The sequence below is a fragment of the Pseudomonas sp. GW460-12-10-14-TSB1 genome (assembly GCF_017349775.1).
Lineage (GTDB): Bacteria > Pseudomonadota > Gammaproteobacteria > Pseudomonadales > Pseudomonadaceae > Aquipseudomonas > Aquipseudomonas piscium.
The window spans coordinates 41,074-49,891 of sequence record NZ_JACNAC010000050.1; the positions used below are offsets into that span (position 1 = coordinate 41,074).

At 62.3% G+C, this 8,818-nt stretch carries 6 protein-coding genes; 3 read left to right on the forward strand and 3 right to left on the reverse strand.

Features of this window, described 5'->3' with window-relative positions:
• Positions 1 to 164 precede the first annotated feature (164 nt).
• Genes mksB through mksF form a run of 3 tightly spaced genes read left to right on the forward strand, consistent with a single transcriptional unit; the run spans position 165 to position 4,982 of the window.
• On the forward strand, positions 165 to 1,445 hold the full coding sequence (gene mksB / locus J4D52_RS23790) for an Mks condensin complex protein MksB (RefSeq protein WP_063433025.1): 1,281 nt from the start codon (positions 165 to 167) through the stop codon (positions 1,443 to 1,445).
• Positions 1,435 to 2,142: an Mks condensin complex protein MksE gene (gene mksE / locus J4D52_RS23795; protein ID WP_025804429.1), complete on the forward strand. Its 708-nt coding sequence runs from the start codon at positions 1,435 to 1,437 to the stop codon at positions 2,140 to 2,142. The genes mksB and mksE overlap by 11 nt, the downstream gene beginning before the upstream one ends.
• A complete protein-coding gene (mksF, locus tag J4D52_RS23800; RefSeq protein ID WP_102677967.1) occupies positions 2,139 to 4,982 on the forward strand; it encodes an Mks condensin complex protein MksF in 2,844 nt (947 codons plus the stop codon). The genes mksE and mksF overlap by 4 nt, the downstream gene beginning before the upstream one ends.
• Before the next feature lie 151 nt (positions 4,983 to 5,133).
• On the opposite strand, the gene J4D52_RS23805 is transcribed toward mksF, so the two are convergent.
• The 3 genes from J4D52_RS23805 to J4D52_RS23815 are packed head-to-tail and all read right to left on the reverse strand — an operon-like array spanning position 5,134 to position 8,699.
• A complete protein-coding gene (locus J4D52_RS23805; protein ID WP_102677966.1) occupies positions 5,134 to 7,437 on the reverse strand; it encodes a PqiB family protein in 2,304 nt (767 codons plus the stop codon).
• Positions 7,430 to 8,053 (reverse strand): paraquat-inducible protein A, encoded by a 624-nt coding sequence (locus tag J4D52_RS23810; RefSeq protein ID WP_007930128.1) that lies wholly within the window; start codon positions 8,051 to 8,053, stop codon positions 7,430 to 7,432. The genes J4D52_RS23805 and J4D52_RS23810 overlap by 8 nt, the downstream gene beginning before the upstream one ends.
• Positions 8,040 to 8,699 carry a paraquat-inducible protein A gene (locus J4D52_RS23815; RefSeq protein WP_025804432.1) on the reverse strand — a complete coding sequence of 220 codons (660 nt, stop codon included), beginning with the start codon at positions 8,697 to 8,699 and terminating at the stop codon, positions 8,040 to 8,042. Before J4D52_RS23815 ends, J4D52_RS23810 begins: the two co-directional genes overlap by 14 nt.
• Between the last annotated feature and the right edge of the window lie 119 nt (positions 8,700 to 8,818).

Sequence of the window (8,818 nt, forward strand, 5' to 3'; positions counted from 1 at the left end):
ATAACTGAAGTGGGGGGATTCTACCGTCCTTCGTCGAAGATCGCCCGCAGTTGATTCGTCACAAAAAACGCCCGTCCAGCCCATGACAAGACCGAGGGGTGAATCGTCAGCCTTCCGATGCAGTACAATCGCCGCTTTTCATTGCCAACCAGCCGGCCATTCCGATGATCGAACCCAAGCGCGTGTTGCGCGCCCTCGCCGAACACTGGGCACTTCTGGAGCCACTGTGCGAGCACTTCGACCAAGGCACCCTGAGCCTCGCCGAACTGCGTTCACAGCTGGCCGCACAGCAAATTGACAGTACGCCACAGGACATCACCAGCCTGCTGGATGTGTGGATCCGCCTGGATATTCTGGTTCCGGTGGCGAAAAGCCCGAACCGTTTCGAGCTCAACGCGCAGATCCACGACTTCCTCGCCTACCTGCGGCGCGAGCACCGCCTGGGCCTGTGCCTGGAAATCGAAGCCTACCTGCGCCACCTCGAACGCCTGGCCGGTTATATCCAGGACGCCTTCGACATCCGCGACGGCCATGACCTGGCTCGCCAGTTGCGTCTGCTGGACATGCGCGTGCGCGATGTACTGAAAAAGCTCGCCAACGACGAACAGGCCCTGGTGGCCGTCGCCGAACGGGCCAAGACCAGCGACCGGCAGATCCCCCTACGCCAGCGGTATGCCGAGGTACTGGCCACTTGGGACGAATACGTCGAGCCGATGATCCAGCTGGTGAACGCCGACGGCGCCTTCGAGCAAGGCGTGCGCAAGGTCGAGAACGTCCTGCTGCGCATGCTCACCGAACAGCAGCGCCTGGGCCACCTGGTGGACGACGACATGCTGCTGCGCACCCACGCGCGGATCCTGGAAATGCAGACCAGCGCCCAGCTGACCCTGCGTCACGCCCGGGAACTGCTGCTGCCGCTGCGTGAAGAAGCCCGCCGGCACAACGCCGTGACCCGCGGCGCGGCCCTGGCCTTGTCGGCCATCCGCCGCAAGGGCATCGACGCCGTGCCGCAAGCCGCCATGCCGCTGTTCACCCGTCCGCAAAGCACCTTCCTCGGCAGCTCCGGCCAGGTCGAGGCCTATGTCTACGCCCTGGCCAGCTTCGAGCCGAAGCCGACGCGCTTCCCCAAGGCGCACAAGAGCCACAAGGGTGGCGACGCGCCACGGGCGCCGCGCACGGTCCGCGAGATGCTCGACCGCTGCGAAGACGCGCTGCCGATGCCGGACCTGATGACCTGGCTGCTGGAGCAGGAACCGGACGGCGCTACCGACGAGCTGCTGTACTGGTTCTCCCGCCTCTCGCGGGAAAAACGCTTCAAGCGCGAGCGTCTGGAACGCCGCGACTACCACACCCACGAGCATCAGGTCAGCCTGCGCTCCTTCGCCCTGCTCTCGGCCCGCGATGACGCCGCCGAGAATTCTGCGAGCACTCCACATGCATCTTGATCTTTCCGAACTGTCCCAGCTGGCGCCGATCTTTCGCGAGCTGTTCAAGGGTTATCACGTCAGCCGCCGCGACCCGGAGCTGTATTCCCAGCTGTCGAACTTCCAGGACCAGTACCGCACCCTGTTCAAGGCCCTGGGCTTCGAACTGGTGTGCGACACCCGCGGTTTCTACTACTTCGTGCCGGAAAACGCCGCCGCCCAGGTGAACAAGACCGCCCAGCGCCTGGCGCTGTTCACCTTCATCCTGGTGGAGCACCTGGCCGACCAGGGCCGCGACCCGGTCGCCGTGCTCGACGGCGGCAGCCTCGCCCGTGACGAACTGCCGTCCCTGCTGGAGAAGTACCGCGACCTGTTCATCCAGGCCGAAGTACAGACCCATGAAGAACTGGAAGAAAAAATCATGCGGCGCATGACCCAACTGGGTTTCGCCGGCGAGGAGCCGGGCATCTACCGCTTCCTGCCGCCGATGCACCGCTTCCTCGATGTGTGCCTGTCGGTGCAGCAGGACCGTGACCTGGCCGCCAGCCTGCACAGCGTGCTGCCATTGCCAACGCCAGTGCTGATCGACGAAGACAGCGACGAAAAACTGCTGCAGACCGACGATCCGCTGGACCTCAGCGAATTCGTCGAGTCCGAAGAAAGTGAAGAAGACGCACTGGCCCGCGCCATTGCCGAAGAACAGGAGCTCGACGCATGAGCAAGGAACGCTACGGCATCCGCCGCTTTGCCCTTTTGAACACCGCCGGCTACAGCCTGGGCCTGTTCCCGCTGGAAGAACCGCTGTCGGTCTACGGCGCGAACAACCTGGGCAAGTCGGCTTCGATCAACGCCCTGCAATTCCCGATCCTGGCGCGCATGTCGGACATGAGCTTCGGCAAGTACAGCCTGGAACAATCGCGGCGTTTCTACTTCGCCACCGATACCAGCTACATCCTGGTGGAAGTGTCCCTGCCCCATGGCCCGCACGTGATCGGCGTGGCCGGGCGCGGTCCGGGCGGCAGTTTCGGTCACCAGTTCTTCGCCTATGCCGGCTCGCTGGACCTGGCGCATTACCAGAAGGACGACACCTGCCTGCGGCAGAAAGAGCTGTTCACCAACCTCGAGCGCCATGGCCTGAAGGCTTATGAACTCAAGCCGGATGAACTGCGCCGCTTGCTGGTGGGCGGGCATACCTCGATTCCGCTGGACCTGACCCTGATCCCGCTGCGCTCCACCAGCGAGCAGAGCCTGAAGACTTTCCGCGCGTTGTTCATCAACCTGCTGCACATGCGCGAAATCACCGCGGCCAAGCTCAAGCAGCTGTTCCTCGATGCCTTCGAGCACAGCCTGCGCTCCGGCAGCGTCGACTACATCGCCGCCTGCGAAGAAGCCTTCCGCGACGTGCGCCGCATGGAGCAGGACTACAACTCGCTGGTGGCCGCGGGCCCACTGGTGGAAGCCCTGGGCAACGGCGTGAAGCAGCGCGACATCCTGCGCGGCAAACTGCATCGCCTGTCGCCACTGCTCGATTCGCTGCTGGGCACCTGGTCCGACTACGCCAGTGCGCGCAAGGAAGAGCTGACCGTCCAGGCCGAGCACTACCGCAACGAACAGGACGCGCTGCAGAACGACCAGCGCAGCAGCACCCAGGAAATGATGCGCCTGGAACGGGAAATCACCGGTACCCAGCGCTGGCTCGGCGAACTTTCGGTGCTCAAGCATCGTTTCGCCCTGGTGGACGACGTCAAGGTCCTGGAGCAGCAACTGCTGGCGGCCAAGGATGCCCACGACGAACTGGCCGGCGCCCTGGCCCAGTCCCGGCAGTTCTCCGCTGAGGACCTGGAAGAGCGTCTGCGGGACCTGGAAAAACGCCTGAAGTCGGTCAAGCAGCAGCTCGATAACGCCGACAACAACAGCTATGCGCGCCTGCGCGAGGAGTTCTCCCAGCAGGATGTCGAGCGCCTGATGCGCCTGTTCAACAGCCAATTGTTCAGCCTGCCGCTGGGCGAACACGGCATCGCCCTGGACGAGAACGGCGACTGGGTCAAATCCGTGGAGCTGATCCTCGATGGCTTCAAGGGCGAGCGCTTCGAAGTGCCGGGCCTGTCCATCGACATCTCCCACATCGAACCGCCAGCCTTGCAGGCCCTGGCTGACCGCGCAGCGCTGCGCGACCAGAAAGAGCGCCTGGACAAAGAACTCAAGCAACTGAAAACCCAGGCCGCGGTAGCGGCCGACCGCGCCGCGAGCAAGACCCAGACCGAAGCGCTGTACCAGCAGGTGCTGGATGCGCAGAAAGCCCTGGAAGACTTCCGTCGCGCGCAGACCCTGAGCGCCGAGGAAAGCGAGAAGCTGGAACAGCTGGCACAGATGGAAGCCGCCCAGGACGAACTCAAGCGCTCCAGCGACGCCTTCACCGAACGCGTCCAGCAGCTGTCGGCCAAGCTGCAACTGGTGGGCCGGCAAATCAGCGACATGGAAGCCAAGCAACGCACCCTCGACGACGCCCTGCGCCGCCGCCAGCTATTGCCGGCGGACCTGCCGTTCGGCACGCCGTTCATGGAGCCGGTAGACGACTCCATGGACAACCTGCTGCCCCTGCTCAATGACTATCAGGACAGTTGGCAGGGCCTGCAGCGGGTCGATGGCCAGATCGAGGCGCTGTACGCCCAGGTACGTCTCAAGGGCGTGGCCAAGTTCGACAGCGAAGACGACATGGAGCGTCGCCTGCAACTGCTGATCAACGCCTATGCGCACCGCACCGACGAGGCCCTGACCCTGGGCAAGGCGCGTCGCGCGGCCGTCACCGACATCGCCCGGACCCTGCGCAACATTCGCAGCGACTACGACAGCCTCGAGCACCAGTTGGCGCTGTTCAACCGCGAGATCAACAAACGCCAGGTGTCCAACCTGCAGAGCTTCCGTATCGTCCTCGCGCCGAACAAGGAAGCCCTCAAGCACATCGACCAGATCATCCACAGCGCCGGTCAGTACGAAGAAGGCGAGACCCTGTCGGTGTTCGACCTGAGCCAGAGCGCCGAGCAGGACAACAAGAACGAAGAGGCCAAGGAATACCTGGCCCGCCTGGTAGCGGCCAACCATAACCAGTTGGGCCTGAAGGATCTGTTCGAGCTGGCGTTCGAGATCACCAAGGTCAATGGCCAGCCGGTGATCCATACCGATATCGATGGCGCGGCGTCCAACGGCACCACCATGACCATCAAGGCGCTGACCAACATGTACCTGTTGCTGCACTTGATGGATCGCGAGCAAGCCGGGCGCATACGCCTGCCGTACTACCTCGACGAGGCCGCGGACATCGACGAGAAGAACCAGGCAGCGCTGCTGGAAACCAGCCTGCAACTGGGCTTCGTGCCGATCCTGGCCAGTGTGAAGCCGCAGGTGTCGGCCCAGGTCGCCATCGACCTGGAAGGCGGCAGCGGCCCGAACGGTATCTACATCGACGAGGCGGACTGGAAATACATCCGCCGTCACGATCAGGTCAAGGCCACCCTGAACGTCGAGCCGGAAGCCGAAGCGGAACTGGACGAGGTGTAATTCGCCCGAAGCCGTAAAACCAAAAAGGCCGTGATCTTTCGATCACGGCCTTTTTGTTTCTGTAGGAGCGAGCAGGCGGCGATCCGACTTGCCTGCGATAGCGATGCATCTGTCAGATCGCTATCGCGGGCAAGCCTCGCTCCTACAAGGGTTACTTAGCCAAAGGGATTTTCGGCGCCCAGGTCAGCCACTCGTCCTCGAACTTGTCGAACAACGGGAAGGTCTGCTCCGGCCGCGCCGGGTTGCCCATGCGCTCGCCATCCGGCGTGGCAAAGGCGATACCGCCCTGGATCAGGGTCTCCAGCGACTCGGTGCGGACCGTCGCGCCCTTGAACAGACCGATGTCGATACCGAACCCGCTGCTGTTCCAGAAGCGCGTGCCGCCACGCACCAGCGGCGCGTACTTCGGCTCGATCAGGATATGGATCAGGACCCGGTCGGCAGTCTGGCCCAGTTCGTAACCCGTCACCTTGCCCACCGTCACTTCACGGTAGGTCACCGGCACGCCGACCTTCAGCGAGCCACGACGCTCCGCGCTCAGCACCAGGCTCAGGCCGGCCTCGGCGACCGCGGCTTCCGGCGGCTGGGGCAAGGCGACAAAGCTGGTTTGCGCACCGAGGTTCTTCGCCGCCGGCTGCACCTCGATGTACTGCCCGGTCACCAAGGTTTCCAGGTTGGCGGTCTTGATCAACCCAAGCTCCGGCTTGACCACCCAGAACTGACTGCCGACCCGCACGATACGCTCCGGCACTTCGGTGATCCGGGCCTTGAGCAGCACTGACTGCAGGTCGCTGCTCAGGTCGACGTCTTCGACCTTGCCGACATCCAGCCCCTTGAAGCGGATAGGCGTGCCCGAACGCAGGCCATCGGCGCGATCGACCTTGATGCTGATCAGGGTGCCCTTCTGCGTCGCCTGCTCCTTGTCGGCATACAGGCGGAAGCGCGGGATGCGCTTTTTCAGCGGCACGTTGGGCTCTGGCGTATCGAAGGCGATACCGCCGGCCATCAGGCTTTGCAACGACTCGCTCTTGACCTGGATGCCGCCGGTCAGGCCACCGGTCAAGGTGACGCCGCTGGCGTTCCAGAACCGCGTCGAACCATTCACCAGCCCTTCGTATTCCTTCTCGATGTGCACGCCGATGACCAACTGCTTGCGGGTCCGCGAGAACTGGTAGCTCTGCACCGAGCCGACTTTGACCTGCTTGTACAGAATCGGGCTGCCCACCTCAAGCGAACCGAGGTTTTCGGTGAACAGCACCAGGTGCAGGCCTGGAGCACGCAGGTCCAGCGGCGGCGCCTTGGGCCGCGCCTCGAACTCGCGTTGCGGAGCGCCGCCCTTGTCACCGGGGCGCACCGCGATGTAGTTGCCCTTCACCAGCGCTTCCAGGCCGGTGATGCCCGCCAGGGAAATCGAAGGCTTGACCACCCAGAACTGGGTGCCTTGCACCAGGTAATCCTCGGCCAATGGGTCCAGGGTCAGTTCCGCCGTGGCGCTGGAGAGATCCGGGTCGACCTTGAGGGCCTTCAGGTTACCGACCTGAATTCCCTTGTACATGACTGGTGTCCGGCCTGCCTGGAGCCCTTCGAAATCACTCAGCTTGACCTTGACCCGGATGCCCGCCTGCGCCGCGTCGAAGTCTTCATAGAGACGGAACGGCAGGGTCGGGTCGGTGGGCGGGCTGTCCCGGCGATTCTCCGGGGTGGCGAAGGCGATACCGCCGGCGACGATGCTGGCCAGGGATTCGCTACGCACTTTCACACCGGAGAGGTTGGCGTCGATGCTGATGCCGCTGGCGTTCCAGAAACGCGTATGTTTACGCACCAGGTTGGCGTAGGTCGGCTCGATAAAGACTTTGATCTCGACTGTGTTCTGGTCTTCGGAGAGCAGGTAGCTTTTCACCTGGCCCACCTGGATCTGCTTGTAGAACACCGGGCTGCCGCGGTTCAGCGAGCCCAGGCGGTCCGCCTTGATGGTCAAGTGCAGGCCCGGCTTGGCATCCGATAGCGGCGGCTCTTCGGCCAGCGCCTTGAACTTGCGCGCAGTCTCGCCCTCGCCCGGGCTGATGGCGATGTAGTTACCTGAAACCAGGGTTTCCAGGCCAGTGATCCCGGCCAGGGTCACGCTCGGCTTGACCAGCCAGAAGCGGGTGCTGCTTTTCAGGTATTGCTGGACGTCCTTGTTCATCTCGACGGTGGCAATCACCCCTTTGGTATTGCCTTCGTCGTCCAGGGCCAGGGCCTTGACCTTGCCCACCGACATCCCTTTGTAGACCACTTCGGTCTTGTTGGCCTGGATGCCCTCGCCACTTTCAAAGCGCACCTGGATCTCGATACCCGTCTGGTTATAGGCACGCCAGCCCAACCATCCGCCGATCAGCAATGCGATCAGGGGCAGGACCCAGATGGCCGACCAGTTCGAAGCCGGACGGGTTTTAGCTTTAGGCAAATCACTCATTGTCGTCGTCCGACTCCGTGTTATCCCAGATCAGTCGGGGATCAAAAGTTACTGCGGCGAGCATCGTCAAGATCACCACGCTGGCAAAAGCCACCGCGCCGAGATTGGCCTCGATGCTGGCAAGCCGACCGAAATTCACCACCGCCACCAGGATGGCGATCACAAAGATATCCAGCATCGACCAGCGGCCGATGAACTCGATAAAGCGGTACATCCAAATGCGCTGCCGCGCCGATAATGGCTGGTGGCGCTGGACCGAAAACAGCAACAGGGCAATACCCACCAGCTTGAAGGTGGGCACCAGAATACTGGCGATGAACACCACCGCCGCAATCGGGATCATGCCGTGCTGCACCAGTACGATCACCCCCGACATGATGGTGCTGGGATCACCCTGGCCGAGCGACGTGACCGTCATGATCGGCAGCACATTGGCCGGGATGTACAGGATTGCCGCGGTAATCAGCAGTGCCCAGGTACGCATGATGCTGTTGGGGCGACGAGCATGCACCAAGGCCCCGCAGCGAGTGCAGGTCTGCTCATCGGTATCGGGTTCCTGCCTGTTCAGCTCATGGCATTCGTTACAGACCAGAATGCCCGCATCAATCGCCCGCATGCGTATCCTCCCCCGCCAAGGCATCCCATATCTGATGGGGCGACATGACCACCTCCAGCCATACCTGAACCAATAACAAGCTGACAAAACATACCAGCCCCAGGCCGACCGTCATGGCAGCCAGGTCCGCGAGCTTGACGATGGCGACCAATACGCCCATCAGGTAGACCTCGAGCATGCCCCAGTCCCGCAAGTGGTGATAAATGCGGTACAGCAACAGCCCGTAACTGCGACCTATGTCCAGGCGAATGCTCAGGAGCACGAACAACTGGCAGATCAGCTTGAGCAGCGGAATACCCATGCTGCAGAGAAACACCACCACCGCCACGCCTTGCATATCGGTATTGAACAAACCGACGACGCCGCTCCACACGGTGTCCTCCGAGGATTGACCGAGTAGATTGAGCTGCATGATGGGTAAAAAGTTCGCGGGGACGTAGAGCAGTAGCGCGGCAATAACCAATGCCAGGCTGCGGTCTACGACATTATGGCGGTGTGCGTATAGCTCATAACCACAGCGGGGACACTGGGCTTTTTCTCCGTGGGCCAGCTCTGGCTTGCGCATCAGCAAGTCACATTCGTGGCAGGCCACCAGGTCATCCAGCGGCAACTCCGACAACCCGGGGGCGTCAACCGTATCTGACATACAAGGTTCTGGCTCTGAAAAGGCGTGGAGCTATTCTAGAGGTCCGTCCCGAAAATAACTGTGCAAAATTGTTTGGAGATAAGAAACGTATTTTCTGCGCCCAAAAACAAAACCCCAAC